Consider the following 18,861-nt stretch of genomic DNA (forward strand, 5'->3'; position numbering starts at 1 on the left):
CAGCCTACATATCACTCCATTCTGACAGATTGGCCAAAATTGGCAGCAATGCTTGCCCTTTGGGGGTTAATGTATAATCCACCCGCGTAGGTACAGCGGGAATGATGGTTTTGCTGATCAGTCCCGAAGCTTCCAGTTCTTTCAGTTGTTTACCCAATGTTTGATCGGTTATACCTTCCATAGCCGCTTTTAGCAGGCTGAAGCGATCATTCCCTTCCGAAATATGAATAACAATAAGCGCTTTCCACCGGCCCGAAATGGCATCAAGTGCGCCGTTTATCCGGCACGACCGGTACAGGAATGCTTTGTTTATGGCGTTTGATGAGTTTTCTTTGATCATAAGTATATAAAAGCTGAAAGCAGAATGCACAAAGCTGAAAGCCAATAGCCTGATCGTTAAAATTAAATAATAGAACCTATATAAGTACTCCCTTTTTTATGAGTTGCTCCCAATTAAAGGAGTAAGGGTTATTTATGTGCCAGGTATTTAGTTTTGGGGCACAAGCAAATTTAAAGCGCTGCATTTATGAAAGCAATACAATTGAATGGTTTTGGCGATGTATCTAACTTCAGTTTAACCCACCTGGATACCCCTGTAATTAAAAATGACGAAGTGCTGATAAAAATCAAAGCATCAGCCTTTAATCCTATTGATTACCAGATGCGCCTGGGCCTGCGCGAAAGCAGGCTGATGCGTTCGCCAATTTTAGGGCGTGAACTCTCGGGCATAGTACAGCAGGTGGGGCCCGATGTTATTGGTTTTAAGCCGGGCGACGAGGTGATTGCCCTGGCCGGTAGCCGTGGCTCAAACGGAAGCTATGCCGAATTAATGGCGTTAAATTACCAGATGATTGGCCGAAAACCCCGGCATATCAGTTTCGAGGAAGCCGCCGCTATCCCTTCGTCGGGTTTAACGGCCTGGCATAGTTTTACCAAGATGAAGGCCGAAGTTTCTGACAGCATTTTTATTAATGGCGCGGCTGGTGGCGTGGGCAGGTTTTTGATAAAACTGTTAAAAGCGAATGGGGTTTCAAACATCGTAGCTACGGCAGGTAGCGGGCAAAGTGTAGCCGCATTGCAAAGCCTTGGCCTTGGTGACGGGCAAATCATTAATTATAATCAACCGGATTTAAAAGATCTGCTTATAACAGCTAACCACGGTAACCAGTTTGATTATGCTGTTGACCTTGTTGGAGGCACCATAGCCGAAACCACCGCCGACGTGTTAAAAATGAACGGGAACTATGTTGATGTAACTTTTTTAGGTACCTCTGTCACCCGCGAAATTTTATTTGACAAAGGGGCCAATATCCTCAATATTGCCGCCTACGCATTTGCAATTGAAAATAACCTTTCATGGTATGGAGAGACGCTTAGTCATTTAGCACAACTAATTGAAAATCACGAAATTGATGCGCCTGCCATAAATATTATCGGGAACCTTAGCGTTGAAACTGTGCAGGAGGCTCACCGGCTGATGGAAGCTAATCGTATTTACGGTAAAAAGTTGGTTATGAAAATTTAAAAGGGTTTAAATCGCCTTTAATGTGCTCCCATCCGCGCCTACCTCAAGTACGTGTTGTACACCGCATTTAAGGGCGAAATTGTTCTTTTGATGTCCCACCGGAAAATCAAAGCAAACCGGGTAGTTATAGTTTTTTACTTTTTCGGTAACGATATCATAAATGGTGTGACCAAATTCCTCGCCTTCAACATCCGGTTTTAGTTGAAAGCCGCCGATAATTAGCCCGGCCAGGCGCGAAAGCTTACCGCTTTGTTTCAGGTTCCAGAACATACGGTCGATATTGTAGAGGTATTCATGGGTATCTTCTACAAATAGTATTTTTTCATCCGTATCCAGATCCGACGGTGTGCCCGAAAGTGTCGCGATCAGGCTCAGGTTACCGCCCACCAATGGGGCTTCGGTTTTGCCGGGGCGGTTTTGGGGGCAAGCAGGTGACGAATAATTAAGACTTTCACCGGTAAGTGCCTGCCTGATGGATTGAATGGTGGCCATCTGCATGGGATCGGCCTTTGCCCAGTCGTCAGGAAAACTGTTGCACATTTTTGAATGCAGGGTAGCAATACCAAAATTGCGGTTGATATGGCAATGCAGCGCGGTAATGTCACTGAAACCGATGATCCATTTAGGGTTCTTCTTAAACTGCCTGAAATTTAGCCGGTCAATGATCCTCACCAGTCCGTAACCACCCCTTGCGCACATAATGGCTTTAATTCCGGGGTTATCCAGCATTTGCTGCAGGTCTGCCGCGCGCTCTTCATCTGTTCCTCCGTATATAAAATCCTTTTTGCCGGTGTTATCGCCTATTGCTACATTAAAACCCCAGCTTTGTATAAATTGTACAGCGGGTATAAGATCGGCCAGGCTCATATATCCCGATGGACTGATAATGCCTATGGTATCCCCGGTTTGTAAATACGGAGGGATTTTGTGATGAGCTTTAGCATAAGGATTGGGGGGCGTAGTCGCCCACGTTTTTGACGTTGACAATGCGGCTCCGGCAGTGACCAAGGAGGAGATGAAGCGTTTTCGATTCATTTTATACCTGCTGCATTTTGATACAACAGGGTTTATAAAAGTATGAAAAACGGGGTAATAAGTGATGAATACCCGGCAGGTAAAATTCATTATCCTATAATCTTTACATAACCTCTCGCCTGCTTTTACCTAAAGATCAGTAAGTTTGAATTTGATGAAGATAAAGTATATCCCATTTACCGGAATTAAATCATTTACAGGGTTTGCCCTGATGCTATTGTCTCTCGTTTTCCAGGCTTGCCACACTTCCGGCGATAAAAACACAACTTCAAGGCCTGTAGCTAATGCATCAGCAGCCGGATTTAAAATAAAAGCAGCCATTTCCTGTACCAAAAACGGGATGATCAGGGAAGACAGTATTTTATACATGCACCAGGGCGGGGAGGCATTTAAACCCACAATAGTTAACGATAACAGTACACCGGCCGATAAAGCAGCTCATGATATGGCCTGGATCCCCGGCGGCACTTTCAGCATGGGTGGGGTTAATCCAAGGGGTATGACCGATGGCGGTATGGAAGCCATGGACGATGCCAGGCCTGTTCACCGGGTTTTTGTTGATGGTTTTTACATGGATAAAACCGAGGTAACCAATAACCAATTTGCCAAATTTGTAAAAGCTACCGGCTATATAACCGTGGCTGAACAAAAACCTACCGAGGCTGAATTTCCGGGTGTACCGGCCGAAAAACTGGTTGCCGGATCGGTGGTTTTTACCCCTCCGCACCAGAAAGTACAGTTAGATGATATTTCGCAATGGTGGTCGTACCAAAACGGGGCCGACTGGAAACACCCGCTTGGGCCGGGCTCCGACTTGATAGGGAAGGAAAATTATCCGGTAGTACAGGTAGCCTGGGAAGATGCTGCTGCCTATGCCAAATGGGCCGGAAAACGCCTGCCCACAGAGGCCGAATGGGAGTTTGCTGCTAGAGGAGGTAAAGCCGGTGAGCTATACCCCTGGGGCAACCAGTTAAAACAGGACGGGCGCTGGATGGCCAACACATTCCAGGGATCTTTTCCTGATCATGATAATGCCGAAGATGGTGAAACCGGCCTGGGACCAATAAAAAAATACCTTGCGAATGCTTACGGTTTGTATGATATGGCCGGCAACGCATGGGAATGGTGTGCCGACTGGTACCGCAATGATTATTATAATAGTTTTAATCCTAATATAGTTGCGCGCAATCCTAAAGGGCCTTCTGCTTCTTATGACCCGCAGGAGCCGGGGCAAAAAAAGAAGGTTCAAAGAGGCGGCTCATTTTTATGCACCGACCAGTACTGCACCCGCTATATGGTAGGCTCAAGAGGTAAAGGCGAATATCGCTCGGCAACAAACCACGTTGGCTTTAGATGTGTAAAGGATGTTAAGCATGGTAATAATACGACACAGGACACCAAAAAAGCACTTTAATATTTTTCGTGATATTTATATATAAGAGTTTATCGGGCACAATGGTAACAAGTTCAAAAGTTTTCTGCTTTAAGCACTCCGTCTTCCGCTTCAAAAAGGGCATAAAAAAAAGAAGCACTCCTGATGGGCAGGAATGCGTTCTAACCAATTATAAACCTAAATTATGAGAAGAGATGTAAACCCGGAGTCGAACCGGCGGCGCTGCCTGTCAGCCATTCACATGATGTTACAAATATACGTGTAATCTTTACATTTATTGTCATCTTAATATGAAAATTTTATTTTTATTGGTATTTTTTTATAGATAGCGATTGGTTTATGGATAATTGGCAATGAACTAATGAACATAGTCGTTAACTTAAAAGGTGGGGGATTGCGAGATTCCCTCTTAAGTTTAACTTAACCCATAAAATACTGGGACCATTTGAGTGGCAAAGCGCGTGGTTTTGTCCCTCTGGGGCAATGGAAAGCTGGAGGCGCTAATATGCTACAAACCTTTGCACCTCTGGTGCAGCTTGTCAATTCTTAACTTAACGGTATCGGGTATAGCGCTTTATAATCAGGTCCTGCGGCTTTCCACAGTGTATACGAAGCTTTCGGCTTTGTAATAGCCGAGGTTATACTCCATGGGGCGCTCGCCCTGGTCGTAAACAAATCTTTTTCTGAACAATACGGGGCTGCCGGTTTCAATTTCAAGCTTGGCGGCAATAAACTTATTAGCTTCCAGTGCACTGATCTCTTCTTTTGACAGGTTTGCTATCGTAGAATATTCGTCCTCCAGCATTTCATAAAGCGGGCGTTTAAAATCCTCCTCGCCGGTGAGGCCTATCCGCGGGTGAAAATAAGATATGAAATAAACAAAAGGGTTGTCGCTGCTGCCCCGTAGCCGTTCCATTTTCACAATTTTTTTCTCTGTACTGATATCGAAAAAACTGGCGGTGCTTTCATCAGGAAATACCCAGCTTACATGCAGCTCATAATTTTTTACGGTAATACCTCTCGCTTTCATTTCCTGCGAAAAACTGAGCCAGTTCATCGATTTTGAACTGATCCTGGAGTTGGCAACTTTAGTACCAAAACCCTTTTTGCGGATCAACAGCTCTTCATAAACCAGTTTATTAATAGCCTGGCGCAGTGTTGTACGGGATATAGCCAATTTTTTTGCCAGTTCTACCTCGTTAGGTAATAATTTACCTGCCTGGTAAACCGGATCTTTGATCAGTTCGCGAAGCAATTGCTCGGCCTGTATATGTAGTGGAATCGGGCTTTTATGGTCGATGGCTAATTTCATAACGGCTTTTACTAACCTTAATGAGGAATAAGTACGGGTAAAGATAGTAAAAGGTTAATTATGTATTTACATGGTTTAAGCGAGTGTTTTTAATTTGCCAAACAGGATATTTATAGATTGTATGGAACGTTAATAATTCGATGACTTATTCTGTTTCTACTAACCTAACTATGCAGCAGTTATTGGTATCGATTATTTACTTTCAGATCTTCATAGCTTAAATGTTCATACAAATGTTGCTTTATTGTTTTAATGTTATAAATTGTTCCATAATTACTCCTCGACTAAAAGGTACAACTGATGGAAAAAAACCTTTAATTACTTATAAATTCGCCTTGATTATGCCTTTATGAATTTGCTAAAAGAGTTACTCCCCATACTTCCGGCTACTTCTTAGTATGCAGTTTAGTTAATGCAAATTGCCCTATCCTATCGCCCTCATCTACACCGTTAGTTATGGATGGCATATAATGGATACCGCCATAAAACCTGCTGATAGCAGCCTCTTCGGCCGCGGCCTTAAAGGATTTAAAATTGCGCGCGGGGATAGCAAACTCCATTTCTGTAGAGTCAATGAACGAAAATTCATCGCCAAATAGTTTGCTTAACACGGCTGCTGATGCGGTAGATACAACACTATGCCCGCTGGTATACTCGGGGAAAGGCGGCGTTTGCAGCAATGGCATCCAGCTTTGATCAATATACTGGTTAATGTAAGTTTCGGGCCTGATCACCTTGCTCCGGTATTTTTCGTCCCAGCAGTTTATAAAACTATCTGCAATAACTACAGCTATACAAGCATAAGCTTCGGCGCTTTTCACGTAACCGGCCTTAGCCTTACGACAAGCCAGCGCCGTGATATTGATCCAATGCCCTCCCGGCGAGATCTTTTTTGTGGCAAACATAGTGTGCCCGTTGATATTCACCTTAAAGGGGTTATCATCCCAAAAGGTGGCGATAGTTGCCTCATCATCGGTGAGGTGCTTGCCGGTATCATATACTTCCATAGCCAGCTTGTAAAAATTACTACCGGGGATGTTGCTGAAGGTAAAGGGATGAGCCGGTTTAAATTGCTGTGCCGAATCAAGCAAAAATGGGCGGATCTCGTTCCAGTGCGGTTCAATACCTTTCATGTAGGCCGGTGGGGTTGGCTTCCAGCTTGCGTCATCTGTTTGCACATCATATTTTGATAATGAGCGGGTATGTTTATAGTTATCCTTACCCGCCCATTTTATGATCCTGTCGGCAATAAGTTTACCGTACGCTATCGAGTTATCATAAACACTATCGGGCATGCCGGTATTTTTAAACTCCTGCATCAGTTTGTCATGAAAACCCTCTATCCTGCCCTCACTCATCACCAGGATCTTGCCAACGGTTAAAATAGCATGAGATGCCGATAACGTGAAGCAATATTTTTTACCGGCTATAGGCTTAGGCACCGAGTCGAGCCCTTTCAGTTGCCCTTCAAGCGATTGGTAATGATCATCGCCATTTCGCGCAGCCTCATATGCAGCCACACTAATATAGGCATAAATACGACTGGCAACCGGCGGCGAATAAATATCATGCCTTACCACATCAGTAACATCTTTGATAGACCGGTGGATAAAATCCGGGTTTTCGGCCGGTTTTTCCCAGCTTTTCTTACCGCATGATGAGCAGGTTATAATAACGATAAATGCAAAATATAGTCTCTTCATCATGATGAACAGCAACGGCTTGATCAGTTTAATTGGTCTAACCCTCAAATCAGGGGTTCAGATCAAAGCTAACAGTTAATCAATATTTAAGTATGGCCCGATAGTAATTAACTAACTTTTGATACAATTTGCAGAAACAGGAATTGTAAAATCCGTTTTCTTTACGGTGGCTTATTGCATTATAACCAATAAGTTAAAGCTTAACCAAAGCATAAACCATCAATCAATTATTAACCATATTTGCATGATAAAAAGTTTACCCAAGGCGTTTAAACTATCTACCTTATTGTTATTTTTTTTAGGTGCCGGATGTTCAAAAAAGTCATCAAGCCCAACGCTCTTTAAGCTGCTCGATGCTTCACAAACAGGTATCGATTTTAAAAATACCATTACCGAAAGTGACAGCATCAACATCCTTAACCACCCCTACCTGTACAATGGCGCCGGTGTTGGTATCGGCGATTTTAACCGTGATGGCCTGCCCGATGTTTACTTTGCCGGTAACATGGTTGCCAATAAATTATACATTAACAAAGGCTTACTTACTTTTAAAGATGTTACAGACGCGGCGGGTGTAGCCGGTAATGGCGACTGGTACGCAGGTGTATCAGTAGTTGATATCAATAACGATGGCTGGCCGGACATATACGTTTGCTCATCATTTAAAAGCGATCCCAACCATCGCAAAAACCTGCTTTTCATTAACCAGGCAACTAATAAAGATGGCGTGCCAACCTTCAAAGAATCGGCAGCAGCCTATGGACTGCAGGATACCGGCTACAGCACACAAGCCGTATTTTTTGATTACGATCATGACGGAGACCTTGACATGTACCTGCTCACCAACTTTTTAGGTAAAGAAACTCCGGTGGCCTATCGCCCAAAATTAACCGATGGCAGCGCACAGAATAACGACCGCCTTTACCGTAACAACGGAAATGGCACCTTCACCAATGTAACCAAAGAAGCAGGGATATTGATAGAGGGCTTTGGCAACTCGGTTTCCATATGCGATGTGAATAACGATGGCTGGCCGGATGTTTATGTAGGCAACGACTTTATATCGAACGATGTACTGTGGGTGAACAATAAAAACGGCACGTTCAGCAACCGCGCGGGCGAGTATTTTAAACACACGGGCTGGTCGGTAATGGGATCGGATATGGTTGATATCAACAATGATGGCAAGGCCGACCTGGTATCGTTAGAGATGCTGCCCGAAGAAAACGTACGTAAAAAAACGATGCTTGTAGGCGATAATTACATTACCTATATCAACAATAACAAGTTCAAGTACGAGCACCAGTACATCCGCAATGTGCTGCAGCTTAATCAGGGACAAACTCCTGCCGGCCATCCGCAATACAGCGAAATAGCTTACCAGGCCGGTGTTTATCAAACCGACTGGAGCTGGACACCGCTCGTGGCCGATTTTGATAACGACGGTTATCGTGACATGATGATCACCAACGGTTATCCCCGCGACGTTACGGACCTTGACCATGCCCTGTACAGTAACGATCAGGGCCGTACCGTTAAAGAGAACACTACTTTAGCTGCTGCCGATTCATTTCCGGTTGTAAAAACATCAAGCTATGCTTTCAGAAATGCGGGCGGGTATTTGTTTAAAGATCAATCGAAAGATTGGGGAATTGTGAAACCTACCTTTTCAACCGGCGGCGTTTACGCCGATCTGGACAATGACGGCGATCTTGACCTCGTGATCAATAATATTGATGACGATGCTTTTGTTTATGAAAACACAGCTAACAGCAAAACGCAGGTTGCCAAAGATCACAACTATCTAACTGTTGCACTACAGGGCGACAGCAAAAATATTGGCGGTATTGGTGCTACCATCCGTATCTATTACAAAGGCAAGCAGCAGTTTTATGACCAGCAACCCTGCCGCGGCTATATGAGTACGGATGATGCCCGCGGGCATTTCGGTATAGGGGCCACTACATCTGTCGACTCATTGCGGGTACGCTGGCCCGATGGTAAAACACAGCTGCTTACCAATGTTAAGGCCAACCAAACACTTGCATTGCGGTACAAAAATGCCTCTGGTTATTTCCCGCCGGATGCTTTCGGCAAAATCATCACGGTGTTTCAGGAGGCTAATAACCAAACAGGCATAAAATACGTGCACCAGGAAAAAGACGCTATCGATTATAATATACAGCCTACCCTACCGCACAAGTTAAGCCAGTATGGGCCTGCTATTGCCGTTGGCGATGTGGATGGCAATGGCTATGATGACCTTTTTATAGGAGGCTCCGCCGGTAACAAAGGGGTATTTTTCATGCAGGATGCAAACGGTCATTTCGCTATGGATAACAACCGTTTTGTGCACGAAGATTTTAAAGAAGAGGAAGACATGGGTGCATTATTGTTTGATGCCAATGGCGATGGCTTCCCCGATCTGTATATCGCAAGTGGTAGTTACGAATTCCAGAAAGGGCATACCACGGCTCAGGACAGGCTTTACATCAACGATAAAAAAGGCCATTTCACCCGCGACCTTGCCGCGGTGCCCGTGGAATATGATAACGGTTCATGTGTACGTGCTGCTGATTTTGACGGCGATGGCGATTTGGACCTTTTTATAGGTTCAAGATCGGTTTCAGGCGCTTACCCTTCATCACCCGTTAGCCATTTGCTCAGGAACGATGGCGGTAAATTCACCGATGTTACCAGCCAGCTTTGCCCCGACCTGATACATGGCGGCATGATCACCGACGCGCTTTGGTCGGATTTTGACAAGGATGGCAAGGCGGACCTAGTGGTGGTTGGCGAATGGATGCCGGTTACCTTTTACAAAAACACCGGCCATGGCCTTAGCAAGATCAAATCGGGCATTGATGATCATGTGGGCTGGTGGAACAGCATTGTTGCCGGGGATTTTAACAACGATGGCAACATTGATTACGTAGCCGGTAACCTGGGCCAAAACTCAAACTACAAAGCATCATTTGAGCAACCCATGACCATTATGGGTAAAGATCTGGATGGTAACGGCTCCTTCGATGCTATGATATTTTGCTTTATGAAGGATGAGGACGGCTCACAGAAACCCTTCCCCATGCATACCCGCGATGACCTCATCAGCCAGGTGATCTCCATCCGCAAAAAATATCCAAGCTATCGCGGCTTTGGTCATGCTACCATGAATGATCTGTGGACTGAGAAAGACAAAGAAGGCGCCGTAATCCTTAAGGCAACCGATATGAACACCAGCCTTATCACCGGTAAAGGCACTGGTACTTTTAGTATCAGTGCATTACCGCACTATGCACAAATGGCCCCGGTGTACGGAATGATAGCTGAAGATGTTGACCACGATGGCAATCTCGACCTGATAATGACTGGTAACGACTTTGGCATGGAACCTTTTACCGGGAGGCACGATGCTTTTATGGGTTTATATATGAAAGGCAATGGAAAAGGCAGCTTTGCTCCGCTATCAGTAGCTAATAGCGGCATTTATATTGCGGGCGATGGTAAAGGCCTGGCAAGTGTACAATCGGCTAAAGGAGGCGGGGTTTTAGTAGCTACCCAAAATCAGGATAGCATTAAAGTATTCCGGAAAACGGGCGCTAATTCTGCCAGGCGATATATTAAATTAAAGCCCGATGATTTTTATGCTGATATTAAACTTAAGAACGGTGGCAAAAAGCACCTCGAATTTTATTATGGATCAACCTATCTATCGCAATCGTCAAGGATCTTGGAATTGGATGCTAATACAGCGGAGGTAACCATAACAAGCTATAACGGGAAGAAAAGGAAGGGGAGCTGATAGTTATAAATCCATGCACATTCGTCGTGCCATGCTAAACCGTGGGTACCCGATAGACAAAGGAGGGGGATATTGGTAAGTTAAACTCCAATCTTCCTCCCTTAACCAACCAACTCACTCACAATTTTTGCCGATAGCAAACACAACGGGATTCCTCCTCCCGGGTGTACGCTTCCCCCGCAAAAATATAAACCTTTTATTTTTGAGGATTTATTGGCATGCCGTAAAAATGCTGCAAACCGGCTGTTGGAGCTGGTACCATAAAGGGAGCCCTGGTATGAGGACGTGCGGCTTTCGATACTCCGCGGATCAAGGATGCTTTCATTAGCAATAAGTTTGCGGATGTCTTTATTTAGCAAACGGCTTAACTTATTTAATACATTTTCCCTCGCCCCGGCTATCAGTGCATCCCAATCCTGCCCGGTATTAGCAGGTACGTTGATCATTACAAACCAGTTTTCGCAACTCTCGGGAGCATCGTCTGGTTTATATTTGGAGCTGATGTTAAGGTAAACAGTAGGGTCATGATAAATCTTCTTTTCCCGCCAAATGTGATTAAACTCGGCCTCATAATCAGCACTGAAAAAAATATTATGCAGGTCAAGCTCCCTGAACTGATCCCGGATCCCCCAATAAAATATCAGGGCCGAACTGCTTCGTTCCTGGTTTAATATTTTTTGAGGATGAAGTTTGGAATGACTGCTTAGCAGCTTGCGATAGGTGAACCAGATATCCATATTGGATACCACAAGATCCCCTTCAATTACTCCATCATTCGTCTTGATCCCTTTTACTTTGTATCCTTGCAATACAATTTCTGCTACCGGGTTATTGTAGTGAAATTTTATACCTAATGATTCGGCCAGCGCCACTAAGCAAGAAGTTATGTTATACATCCCACCCTCCGGAAAATAAGCGCCAAAATGCTGCTCCAGGTGCGGGATTACGTTCAGCGTGGCCGGTGCGCTATAAGGGTTTGAACCATTATAGGTTGCATACCTGTCGAAAAATTGCACTATTCTTTTATCCTTGAAAAAGACCTCATTGGCCTTGTGCATAGTGCGAAAGGCATCTATCTTACCAAACCGGAATATTGATTTGACGGTATCCCAGCGCAGATGGGTTTTAAGCCGATGCAGGGAGCGCTCTAAAAAAACGTGGTTGGTAACGTTATAGACCGTACTGCTGTTATCAAGGTAATGCTTTACAGCTGCGGCAGGTTCTCCTGTCTTTTCCTGTATCTCCTCACTAAACTTGCCTGCATTGGCGTAGGCGGTTAAACGCGTACCATCTTCATAAAAATATCTGCAAACAACATCCAGCTTTTGATACCTGAAATAATCAGAAGGATTTTTGCCGGCCAACTTAAAAAGCTCGTCGACATACTGCGGCATGGTAAACAGGCTCGGCCCGGCATCAAAGCGGTAACCACCCTGCTCAAACTGGCTCAACTTACCGCCGGGGTAACTATTAGCCTCATAAACCTCAACCTGATATCCTTTTACCGCCAGGCGGATAGCTGTCGCAATACCCGCTATACCGGCGCCAATAATCAAAGCTTTTTTGGGAAGAGGCATGGGGTAAAGATAACCGGGATTCGGGGGATTTTTAGGATTAACAGGATTTTTTCTGACCCGATTAGAAAAATCCAACTAATGTCAAATCTTATAAAATTCCAATCACATTGATCAGATCTCTTTAAACCAGAGAAAAATCCTGTACTCCAAAAAATCCTATAAAAATCCCGGTTCAGAAACTACACATGATGAACACCTTCGCCTATCTCTTCAATAGTTTTGCGGTTAAATGCTTCCAAATCATTAGGGCGGCGACTTGTTACCAGGCCATTATCAACCACCACCTCTTCATCAATCCAATCGGCGCCGGCGTTTTTTAGATCGGTTTGTAACGATGGGTATGAAGTTAACCGTCTCCCGTTGATCATACCTGTTTCAATCAGTAGTTGCGGGCCGTGGCATATTGCCGCCAGCGGCTTGCCCTCATCCAAAAATGCAGAAGCAAAGGCAACGGCATCTTTATTTTGTCTCAACTTATCAGGGTTAAGCACGCCACCCGGTAAAACCAGCGCGTCGTAATCATCAGGGCTTACTTCGTTTAGCGGTTTATCAACATTGATCTCAATACCCCAATTGGTTTTATCCCAGGCTTTGATTTTTCCGCTTTTGGGCGATATCACATGTACTGTTGCACCTGCCTGCTCAAGGGCTTGTTTTGGGCTTGTTAATTCAACCTGCTCAAATCCTTCTTCGGTAAGGATTGCCACCTTACGACCATTTAAACTTGCCATAATTTATAATTTATTAATTAATGATTATAAAAATTAAATACAATATAAATACAGGCAAAAATAAGGATGGTTTTAGGAATTTTAAAAGAGGCTATAACAACTTGATTAGTACCAATCTTGAATTAGGCTCCTTAAATAGTTTTCTCGCAGAGAGGCGAAAACACAAAGTTTTTGCCTGGCGATTTTGTATACTTATTATTCAGATGATTGTCCAATATGCTGCAACGCGTAGTTTATAAAGTTACTTGTCAGCCCATAATCCTCCGTCCCCTTACGGCGGATAAAAAAGAAATCACGCTTAATTTTCAAACCTTCAATAGGCACTTCAACCAAATCACCTTCGGCCAATTGCCTGATGATTGACGGGCGCGGCATAAAGCCAAGGCATTGATCGGCAAGCAGGAAGTTTTTCAAAGCCTCGGTACCACCAAGGCGGATCTTTACGGACAGATCGGCCGGTTTAATATGCAAAGCAGACAAGGCTTTTAATACGGCATTCAACGTGCCCGAACCACGCTCTCTCACGGCGAGGGGTGTTTTTACAAACTGCTTTAATGTTAATGACTTGCCTGCCAGCGGACTCTTAGCCGAGCAAACCGGGATCACCTCATCACTCATAAAAGGCTTGTATGATACGGTAGTGAGTTTGTTATCAACTTCGATAATGCCAATATCCACCTCATGGTTTAACAAAGCGTTCAGGATATACTCGCTGTTACGGTTTACAAGCTGTACATCAACATTGGCATATTCGCGCTGAAAGCCAGAAAGTATCGAAGGTAAAATATACAGGGCAATAGTTGTACTTGCGCCCAAACGCAAATGCCCGGCAGCCTGCGAAAGATTGCTTAACACCGAAAGATCATACTCCACCTTCCGCTCTATCTCTGTTGCCTGCTGCAGGTATTCGTTTAGTTTGTTGCCGGCTTCGGTGAGTAAAATACTGTTGCCTTTGCGTTCAAACAAGGGCACTTTATATTGATCTTCAAGCGCTTTAACATGCTTACTGATGGCCGGCTGCGTTATAAACAGCACCTGGGCAGCCTTACTGAAACTCAGGTTAGCGGCAACTTCCATAAATACACGATGGGCGAAAGAGATCATGGGGCAAAGTTAATTTTTTACCCGTTCAAAGTACTTACCTGTAAATTTATATACGATATAGTCACGGGTAACCTCTCGTTTTGCATTAACTAACGGACTATGGATGCTTTGTGTTTTAGCATCATAATAAATAGTCGGGATCACTTTCATATTAACTACCGAAAGGAAGTTATAATCAAAATAAAGCTTGCTATGCATCCCGGTTGGGGTTTTAACCAATAATACCACTCCATTCAATTTACCATTCTCGACAGTAAAAAACTGGATGCCCTGGGTAGCATCAACACTTGAACGTACCGAATTATACGCCGCCAGGTAGTAAACCTTGTTGTTTGCCTTGAGGGTATAGATTTTGGAGTACCAGTAAACCGGGTTATGTTTTTTGCCAACGGAATCCATTTTAAGCAATGACGATGCTTTGCCGCTAACCTTGTATTGCAAAACATTGTCAAAATCATAGCCGGTGCTGCCCAGCCTGGTATCCCACGAATAAGTACGGAACAAGCCATCGGCAGATGTGGCGATCACAACCCGCTCTTTCACCAGTTCGGTAAAGGGATAGTTAATTGTTCCGGGATATTTGGAGGTATAGTACTTCAGCTTAAAGCCAAAGATCTTGTTCATTTTTTCTAATGAATCAATTGCTTTCCACTCTTTTTTGTGGGAACCGTAATAGTTTACCCTTTTAAAAATCCGTAACAGGTCGGCTTCAATGGCCTGTGGACTCTGGGCAAACAAATTTGCTGAGTAAAAACAGCAGCAGAAAACAATTATAAACTTAAAGGTTTTCATCGGTAAACAAGATACACAAAAAAAGTAAATCCGGCGGACATTCTGTTACGATGATTGCCAGTTAACTGTTTTTTAGCTTTTTATTTTTTCAAAATACTGCCCGTTGAATTTGTAGGTGATAAATTTTGCGGTAACCTGTGCTTTGGCATTTACCAAGGGTACATGTATAGTTTGCGTTGTTTGATCAAAAGTGATAGTAGGACGTTTTTCAAAAGGGATATCAACTACCGAAAAGAAATCATAATCATAATAGATCTTGCTTTTCAATCCCGAGCTTGTTTTAATAACCTTCGCATCATCATTAAGCTTCCCGTTTTCTATATCAAAAACCTTGATACCGGTGCCGGCATCTTTGCTTGAATATATCGTGCCGTAAATGCCCAGGTAGTAAGTTTTATCGCCCGTTTTAAAAGTGTAAAGGTTGCTGTAAAACGGTATATAAGTTTCCTGGCTGCCGGTAAGCAGCACTGATTTTGTTTTAGCGACAACTTTATACTGCAGCACATTAGCAAAATCGCGCATGGTACCTCCCTGCCAGGTCTCCCACGAGTAGATCCTGAACAAGCCATCTGCCGAAGTGAAAATATCAAGTTGCGCTTTTTTTAGCGAGTTAAAAGGCATACCGATGGAAGCTGGGTAGGTTTCCGCGTACTTTTTTAACTTGTTTCCAAATTCATCGTTAGCATCTCCTAAGGCATCGCTCGCGCCGTCGTCGCCTGTATCTTGTTTTTGATGCCAGTATTCAATCTTTTTAAATGATTTAAGCAGATCGGCCTCAACGGCCTGCGGTGTTTGCGCAACGAGTTTAGTAACTGTGATAAAACAGAATAGAGCAATCAGGTTCAAGGCTTTCATGACAAAAATTTACTGCATAAAAATAGGGATAATCAAATGACTATCCCTATCCTATTTATTTGAAAAGAAATATTCTGTTTACGCCTCAACCGGCTGACCGATCAGGTGCTGAGCAGCTAAATATTCTGCAATTTGCACGGCATTGGTAGCTGCACCTTTACGCAGGTTGTCAGATACAATCCAGCAGTTCAACGTATTGTCCTGGGTTTCGTCACGACGGATGCGGCCTACAAATACCTCATCTTTATCATGCGCGTCAAGCGGCATAGGGTATTTCAGGTTAGCAGTATCGTCAACCACCACAATGCCGGGCGCGTTAGCTAACAGTTCACGAACTTCGGCCAGGTCAAAATCATTTGCAAACTCAATGTTAACCGACTCAGAGTGACCGCCCATAACCGGGATCCGCACGGTGGTAGCAGTTACTTTAATGCTATCATCGCCCATGATCTTTTTGGTTTCGAGGATCATTTTCATTTCCTCTTTAGTATAACCGTTTTCGGTAAATACATCAATCTGCGGGATCACGTTTAAATCAATAGTGTAAGGGTAAACCTTTGGTCCGTCTATACCTTTACGCTCGTTAAACAGCTGATCAACAGCTTTAACGCCTGTACCGGTAACCGACTGGTAGGTTGAAACTACCACCCTTTTAATTTTATATTTATCGTGCAGTGGTTTTAAAGCCACCACCATTTGTATAGTTGAGCAATTTGGGTTAGCGATGATCTTGTCTTCGGCTGTAAGTACATCAGCGTTTACTTCGGGCACAACCAATTTTTTGGTTGGATCCATACGCCATGCCGATGAGTTATCAATAACAGTTGTACCAGCAGCTGCAAATAAAGGAGCTTGCTGTAATGAAGTGCTTCCGCCGGCCGAGAAAATTGCTACGTCCGGCTTCATCTTAATCGCATCCTCAACAGAAACCACCTTAAACTGCTTACCCTTAAAAGTAATTTCTTTACCAATACTTTTTTCTGAAGCTACGGGAATTAATTCTGTAACGGGGAAGTTGCGTTCTGCAAGAACCTGCAACATTTTGGTGCCTACTAATCCTGTAGCACCTACTACTGCGACTTTCATTTTTTAAATTGTTTTTGAAATGTATCAGGCTGCTTCACAGCGCCTGTTTTTAATTAATTATGTGTTTTAAAAGTTAAACCCTCAAATATGCACATTTTTTTGGTATCGGAGAAATATTAAGTCTATGGTTATTGTGGAGTTTAATTAAGTGAGTCGTTGATTGAGTTGATTAAGTGATTGGTTTGTTTGTCTGAATCAGAATTTTCAGGATTTGAGAATTAACAGCATGAAATCCCGATACTGGCGCAAGTCTTGAGCGAAGGCCAGCGGGTGGCAGACTTGTGACTTCTGCAAGCGATTAGTTTGTCTGAACCGAAATTTTTAGAATTAAATGAATTAATAGAATGCCATGCAAAATTCCAATAATTCGTTTAATTCGAGTTCAGACAACATCTTGACAATCCTCAAATCTTAAATATCATAGTTCAGAATAATGGCGTTACCTTCGGCCCGCGCTATCCGCTCATACTACACAAGGCATTAGCCACAGGCCGGTATCCCAATGTCATTAAGTTAAGGAAACACCACAGTTCAGAACCGGATAAAATCCGGTTCTTTATGGTTACGAATCAAAAAACTGTGGTATGTCAGCAAACTTAAAGATCATTTCAGATTTACGGAATTTTATTGCCCTTTCATCTCAAAATAGCGAGTTAAGACAGCTATTCACCAACTCTTGCAATGCCTTTAGTAGAAGGCGTAAGCTTCATTTTGAACTGGTAGTATGTATGCTGCTTAATTTTTTTAAAAGAAGTTATGATATAGAGTTATCGACATTCTTCGATCATATGGGTTTTCAGGAACTGAAAGCCACCAAGTCTGCTTTCAGTCAACAGCGCTCAAAGATTAGTAGTTTCTTTTTCAGCTGTTTAAACAGTACGTTAGTCGATAGTTTCTATACTCATTATAAAGCTGACATTAAACGATGGAATGGATTTAGGGTGATTGCGGTAGATGGTTCTACAGCGTACCTGATCGACAGGAAGGAAGTAACAGAACATTTTGGAACGCATGGAAATCAGCGGGGTACAGTAACTTTAGGCCGCGTTCTGTGTGCCTTTGATGTTTTGAATAAAATCACTATAAAGGCGGGAATGTACCCCATCAGCTGTTCTGAGCAAAAGATTGCTCTGAGCTGGATACCTTCTTATGGGCCGGATATGTTATTGATCTACGATCGTGCATATCCTGGCTTTATCAGCATGTTTCATCATCAAAACAAAGAAACACCACAGCCCTTCTTAATGCGCTGCCCTGTAGGGTTCAGTACTGAGGTAACAGCATTTGTAAAAAGCGGGGTAAATGATGCGATCAGCATGATTAAAGCAAGTAAACCCATTCGGAGGGAGCTTAGAGAGCAGGGTTTTATTGTAAAAGTAAAGGGAACTATTAAGATACGGTTGATCCGCATTGTTTTAGATGATGGAACGATTGAAGTGCTGGCTACCAATCTATTTGACCAACAACAATATCCTTATAAAGAATTTAAAGCACTTTATTTTATGCGCTGGGGAATCGAAACAAGGTTCAGCTCCTTCAAGAACCAGTTGCAATTAGAAGCCTTCAGCGGACAAAAAGTTGAAACAATTCTACAGGATTTCCATGCAACAGTTTTCTTATCCAACTTACAGGAAATCATTAGCAAACCAGCCCAGGAGAAAATCGATCATGAAGTTTCCAAGCGCAAATACGACTATCAAATAAATAAAAATACCGCCATTGGCATTATGAAGAACAGAGTCATAGGCCTTTTACTTTTTAAAGACCCTGAAAAAATACTAATACAATTACAAAACCTCTTTGCTCAATATATTGAACCAATAAGGCCGAACAGAAAACTACCAAGAGTGAAAAAACTCAAACGTAGGTCTGGTAAATACAAAACCTTAACTAATTACAAAAGAGCAATATAATCCTTAACTTAATGACATTGGCCGGTATCCGCT

The 18,861-nt window shown here is 43.3% G+C and carries 14 protein-coding genes; 4 read left to right on the forward strand and 10 right to left on the reverse strand.

The annotated features are described in order from the left end of the window. Positions 1 to 4: 4 nt before the first annotated feature. Positions 5 to 340 carry a winged helix-turn-helix transcriptional regulator gene (locus BLP33_RS24380; protein ID WP_090534125.1) on the reverse strand — a complete coding sequence of 112 codons (336 nt, stop codon included), beginning with the start codon at positions 338 to 340 and terminating at the stop codon, positions 5 to 7. A 186-nt stretch (positions 341 to 526) separates the two neighbouring features. Between BLP33_RS24380 and BLP33_RS24385 the strand changes: the two genes are divergently transcribed. Continuing rightward, entirely contained in the window at positions 527 to 1,525 is a 999-nt protein-coding gene (locus BLP33_RS24385; protein WP_090534088.1) for a quinone oxidoreductase family protein, read from the forward strand. A 6-nt stretch (positions 1,526 to 1,531) separates the two neighbouring features. Here the strand turns inward: BLP33_RS24385 and BLP33_RS24390 are convergent, their stop codons facing one another. Further along, on the reverse strand, positions 1,532 to 2,560 hold the full coding sequence (locus tag BLP33_RS24390) for a S66 peptidase family protein (RefSeq protein ID WP_090534127.1): 1,029 nt from the start codon (positions 2,558 to 2,560) through the stop codon (positions 1,532 to 1,534). A gap of 154 nt (positions 2,561 to 2,714) precedes the next feature. On the opposite strand from BLP33_RS24390, the gene BLP33_RS24395 reads away from it, so the two are divergent. Beyond that, entirely contained in the window at positions 2,715 to 3,974 is a 1,260-nt protein-coding gene (locus tag BLP33_RS24395) for a formylglycine-generating enzyme family protein (protein ID WP_254780255.1), read from the forward strand. A gap of 559 nt (positions 3,975 to 4,533) precedes the next feature. On the opposite strand, the gene BLP33_RS24400 is transcribed toward BLP33_RS24395, so the two are convergent. Together BLP33_RS24400 and BLP33_RS24405 are read right to left on the reverse strand one after the other, a co-directional pair. Then, entirely contained in the window at positions 4,534 to 5,265 is a 732-nt protein-coding gene (locus BLP33_RS24400; protein ID WP_090534090.1) for a GntR family transcriptional regulator, read from the reverse strand. A gap of 386 nt (positions 5,266 to 5,651) precedes the next feature. After that, a complete protein-coding gene (locus BLP33_RS24405; RefSeq protein ID WP_217633224.1) occupies positions 5,652 to 6,971 on the reverse strand; it encodes a vanadium-dependent haloperoxidase in 1,320 nt (439 codons plus the stop codon). Positions 6,972 to 7,212: 241 nt separating this feature from the next. Here BLP33_RS24405 and BLP33_RS24410 point away from each other — a divergent pair, with 241 nt between their 5' ends. Next, positions 7,213 to 10,770, forward strand: a complete 3,558-nt coding sequence (locus tag BLP33_RS24410; RefSeq protein WP_139160064.1) for a VCBS repeat-containing protein — start codon at positions 7,213 to 7,215, stop codon at positions 10,768 to 10,770. 101 nt (positions 10,771 to 10,871) lie between these two features. Here BLP33_RS24410 and crtD read toward each other — a convergent pair whose 3' ends face one another. The 6 genes from crtD to BLP33_RS24440 form a co-directional block, all read right to left on the reverse strand. Beyond that, positions 10,872 to 12,347, reverse strand: coding sequence for a 1-hydroxycarotenoid 3,4-desaturase CrtD (gene crtD, locus BLP33_RS24415; RefSeq protein WP_090534095.1), 1,476 nt, complete (start codon positions 12,345 to 12,347; stop codon positions 10,872 to 10,874). Between the two features lie 179 nt (positions 12,348 to 12,526). Then, positions 12,527 to 13,078: a type 1 glutamine amidotransferase domain-containing protein gene (locus tag BLP33_RS24420; RefSeq protein WP_090534097.1), complete on the reverse strand. Its 552-nt coding sequence runs from the start codon at positions 13,076 to 13,078 to the stop codon at positions 12,527 to 12,529. A 195-nt stretch (positions 13,079 to 13,273) separates the two neighbouring features. Next, the gene (locus tag BLP33_RS24425) at positions 13,274 to 14,182 is read right to left on the reverse strand and encodes a LysR substrate-binding domain-containing protein (RefSeq protein WP_090534099.1); all 909 of its coding nucleotides are present in this window, start codon (positions 14,180 to 14,182) and stop codon (positions 13,274 to 13,276) included. 9 nt (positions 14,183 to 14,191) lie between these two features. Continuing rightward, positions 14,192 to 14,920, reverse strand: coding sequence for a hypothetical protein (locus BLP33_RS24430; protein ID WP_139160065.1), 729 nt, complete (start codon positions 14,918 to 14,920; stop codon positions 14,192 to 14,194). 126 nt (positions 14,921 to 15,046) lie between these two features. Continuing rightward, on the reverse strand, positions 15,047 to 15,829 hold the full coding sequence (locus tag BLP33_RS24435; RefSeq protein WP_090534103.1) for a hypothetical protein: 783 nt from the start codon (positions 15,827 to 15,829) through the stop codon (positions 15,047 to 15,049). Between the two features lie 78 nt (positions 15,830 to 15,907). Continuing rightward, the gene (locus BLP33_RS24440; RefSeq protein ID WP_090534105.1) at positions 15,908 to 16,915 is read right to left on the reverse strand and encodes an aspartate-semialdehyde dehydrogenase; all 1,008 of its coding nucleotides are present in this window, start codon (positions 16,913 to 16,915) and stop codon (positions 15,908 to 15,910) included. Positions 16,916 to 17,499: 584 nt separating this feature from the next. Here BLP33_RS24440 and BLP33_RS24445 point away from each other — a divergent pair. Further along, positions 17,500 to 18,828, forward strand: a complete 1,329-nt coding sequence (locus BLP33_RS24445; RefSeq protein ID WP_139160035.1) for an IS4 family transposase — start codon at positions 17,500 to 17,502, stop codon at positions 18,826 to 18,828. Positions 18,829 to 18,861 lie beyond the last annotated feature (33 nt).

The organism is Mucilaginibacter sp. NFR10 (genome assembly GCF_900100445.1).
Classification (GTDB): domain Bacteria; phylum Bacteroidota; class Bacteroidia; order Sphingobacteriales; family Sphingobacteriaceae; genus Mucilaginibacter; species Mucilaginibacter rubeus.

Excerpts from the sequence above, each read along its gene's own strand:
- BLP33_RS24420 (WP_090534097.1), bottom strand. The coding sequence starts at position 13,078 with ATGGCAAGTTTAAATGGTCGTAAGGTGGCAATCCTTACCGAAGAAGGA.
- BLP33_RS24390 (WP_090534127.1), bottom strand. The coding sequence starts at position 2,560 with ATGAATCGAAAACGCTTCATCTCCTCCTTGGTCACTGCCGGAGCCGCA.
- BLP33_RS24385 (WP_090534088.1), top strand. The coding sequence starts at position 527 with ATGAAAGCAATACAATTGAATGGTTTTGGCGATGTATCTAACTTCAGT.
- BLP33_RS24380 (WP_090534125.1), bottom strand. The coding sequence starts at position 340 with ATGATCAAAGAAAACTCATCAAACGCCATAAACAAAGCATTCCTGTAC.
- BLP33_RS24445 (WP_139160035.1), top strand. The coding sequence starts at position 17,500 with ATGTCAGCAAACTTAAAGATCATTTCAGATTTACGGAATTTTATTGCC.
- crtD (WP_090534095.1), bottom strand. The coding sequence starts at position 12,347 with ATGCCTCTTCCCAAAAAAGCTTTGATTATTGGCGCCGGTATAGCGGGT.
- BLP33_RS24395 (WP_254780255.1), top strand. The coding sequence starts at position 2,715 with ATGAAGATAAAGTATATCCCATTTACCGGAATTAAATCATTTACAGGG.
- BLP33_RS24435 (WP_090534103.1), bottom strand. The coding sequence starts at position 15,829 with ATGAAAGCCTTGAACCTGATTGCTCTATTCTGTTTTATCACAGTTACT.
- BLP33_RS24405 (WP_217633224.1), bottom strand. The coding sequence starts at position 6,971 with ATGATGAAGAGACTATATTTTGCATTTATCGTTATTATAACCTGCTCA.
- BLP33_RS24410 (WP_139160064.1), top strand. The coding sequence starts at position 7,213 with ATGATAAAAAGTTTACCCAAGGCGTTTAAACTATCTACCTTATTGTTA.
- BLP33_RS24440 (WP_090534105.1), bottom strand. The coding sequence starts at position 16,915 with ATGAAAGTCGCAGTAGTAGGTGCTACAGGATTAGTAGGCACCAAAATG.
- BLP33_RS24400 (WP_090534090.1), bottom strand. The coding sequence starts at position 5,265 with ATGAAATTAGCCATCGACCATAAAAGCCCGATTCCACTACATATACAG.
- BLP33_RS24425 (WP_090534099.1), bottom strand. The coding sequence starts at position 14,182 with ATGATCTCTTTCGCCCATCGTGTATTTATGGAAGTTGCCGCTAACCTG.